Below are 1,825 nucleotides of genomic sequence, written 5' to 3'. Positions count from 1 at the left end.
TAATCAACGACCATTAAAAATACATCATCAACAGACTGCCATTGAAAGATTCCGGGTTTGTTCGGATTAAACTTGTAATTTGCCTTATCAAAATAATAAGTGGCAAATAAAAATAGTCCAATTTATTGACTTCTGAGCAATCCATACCAGTGTAGATTTATTAAAATTGTTACCAAAAAAAAGCGTGTAGTTTGCTTACAGGGAATATTGGTCATAACTTAATACGATTTCTTCAGTCAATTAACTATATAACATTTTGGCTAATATAAGAAAGCTTTACCAAAAGTGCCACCATTTTTTATCGCTTCTATTTCTATACACGTCCTCTTCTGAGGTATTATTTTGTTGTTTCTGAAATGTCCCAGAAGTTTCAAGTAAATCACTTGTTTTTTGAATATGGGCTTTTAACTCTCTATTTTCTTCTACAGTTGTTAATTGTAGTTGTTGTTGCTGATCTATTAATTTTGTTAGATGCTCTATTTGTTGGTCTTTGGCAGCAAGCTGTTTGTCACGTTGAGACTTTAAATCTGCTACTTCTCTTCTTAGAGTAGCGATTAGCTCATTATTTTCTTCGCTAGTCTTTGTCTCTTTTTTGCTACCTGTTTGTTGGTTATTTGCTACCAAAGGCTTTGCTACCTTATCTCTAATAATCCTTTCAGCTGTAAGGCTAATCATGTTTGTACCTTGACGATCTTTTTGTCGGTTCTTTGTTGGTAGCCTTTGGTAGTGATATTGAATAGTCTGCTTGGAGACCTTCAATTCATTAGCAAGTTCTCTAATGGTTTTAGGCATGATTGCCAAACCCCTTTCGGAGTTCGGCAAGTACTTCTTGTCTTGCCTGATCTCTGATTTTTTTATCATGTTCAATCTGCTTTTCAGCCAATGCTTGTTTTTCAGTTGTTCCTAAAGGTAAGCATTTAACTTTGTCAATTGCACGCCACTTTTCTTTATCTGATAATTCATCATTGTGCTGAATGTTAAAGAGTTTTTGACGTTCATCTTGAAATTTTCCTTGAGAAAAATCATTGGCATCTTTCTTTTCAGGTTTCCAAGTAAAAGTATAACCAATCACTGGTTTCCCACGACCTTTACCATATTTTTTTCGTATAGTTAGGCCTCTAAACAAAGGGGTTAGTTCTTCCTTAATTGGGCGAATAACCCTAGATTCAACGTTCGCAGGCTTACTCCAATAGCTTTGTGGAATATCTAGTAGTTCAAAGAAATCATTTTTAGAAAAATAAGCATAACCAGTGGTTCGGAATTGTTTAAGCATACGAAAAGTTGTTTTTGCGTAACTACTCTTTAAATCTCGGAACTCTGTCAAAGCATAACGAACCCAACTTTCGAGATTATTTAGAAGTTTCAACGCTTTGGGATAAATTTGAATATCAACATAAGGAACGTCTGCAGATCCCTTAATTTCAAATCGAGTGAACATGACAAAAATCTCTCTATCAAGACCATCTTTACTTCGAGAGCCAAATCTAAGACCTAGTATTTTTTGATATGTACTTTGTATGTCATCAATAAACCGATTATTTGCGGTTGGCTTATAGGCACTTAACTCTTTTAACTGATCAAAGGTAAATCTAACAGTATCATCACCTTTATCACGCATTCTAGAAACTACAGAAAAGAACAAGTTCATTTCTACAGGAGTAAACCTTCGCAAGGGGATTGTATTTAATTCAGGGTCATATTTGACTAATTCATTGCTCATAAAATAACCTCCTTGAATAATACTACCTTATTTGAATACAGGAGTAAATAAATGTAGTCGATAAACAGACAAAATGTAGTCGATAAACAGACAAAATGTAGTCGA

The 1,825-nt window shown here is 34.2% G+C and carries 2 protein-coding genes; both read right to left on the bottom strand.

What is annotated here, in order from left to right:
* Positions 1–276: 276 nt before the first annotated feature.
* Entirely contained in the window at positions 277–792 is a 516-nt protein-coding gene (locus tag IV64_RS09240; protein ID WP_057706958.1) for a DUF536 domain-containing protein, read from the bottom strand.
* Positions 785–1,720 (bottom strand): replication initiation protein, encoded by a 936-nt coding sequence (locus IV64_RS09235; protein WP_057706957.1) that lies wholly within the window; start codon positions 1,718–1,720, stop codon positions 785–787. Before IV64_RS09235 ends, IV64_RS09240 begins: the two co-directional genes overlap by 8 nt.
* Between the last annotated feature and the right edge of the window lie 105 nt (positions 1,721–1,825).

Source organism: Lactiplantibacillus xiangfangensis (assembly GCF_001438845.1).
Lineage (GTDB): Bacteria > Bacillota > Bacilli > Lactobacillales > Lactobacillaceae > Lactiplantibacillus > Lactiplantibacillus xiangfangensis.
Note: the sequence above shows the minus strand (reverse complement) of the source record. Positions and strands in the feature narration are given on the sequence as shown.

What these genes read in the sequence shown, in the direction of transcription:
- IV64_RS09240 (WP_057706958.1), bottom strand. Translation starts at nt 792, where the DNA reads ATGCCTAAAACCATTAGAGAACTTGCTAATGAATTGAAGGTCTCCAAG.
- IV64_RS09235 (WP_057706957.1), bottom strand. Translation starts at nt 1,720, where the DNA reads ATGAGCAATGAATTAGTCAAATATGACCCTGAATTAAATACAATCCCC.